The following is a 244-nucleotide window of genomic DNA, read 5'->3' as shown; positions in this document are numbered from 1 at the left end:
ATGTGATCATCGTCGATTCAACCGACCCTATTGGCCCGGGTGAAGGCCTGTTTAACCGCGCTTTCTATGACAGCTGCCGTAAAGCCCTGCGTCAGGGCGGAATTTTAGTGCAGCAAAGTGAATCGCCACTTATTCATATGCCGTTGTTGAAAGATATGCGTCAGGCTATGCAGGACGCTGGTTTTGATGCATTGCAAACGTTATTGTTCCCGCAAATGGTGTATCCGTCAGGTTGGTGGACTTG

1 protein-coding gene is annotated in these 244 nt (G+C 49.6%); it reads left to right on the top strand.

Features of this window, described 5'->3' with window-relative positions; translation table 11 throughout:
- Nucleotides 1–244: spermine/spermidine synthase domain-containing protein (locus tag R0J87_RS23640; protein WP_498889435.1), on the top strand; the 244-nt coding region annotated here is incomplete at both ends.

This window comes from Halomonas sp. SIMBA_159, from assembly GCF_046536035.1.
GTDB classification, from domain to species: Bacteria; Pseudomonadota; Gammaproteobacteria; order Pseudomonadales; family Halomonadaceae; genus Vreelandella; species Vreelandella venusta_A.
Note: the sequence above shows the minus strand (reverse complement) of the source record. Positions and strands in the feature narration are given on the sequence as shown.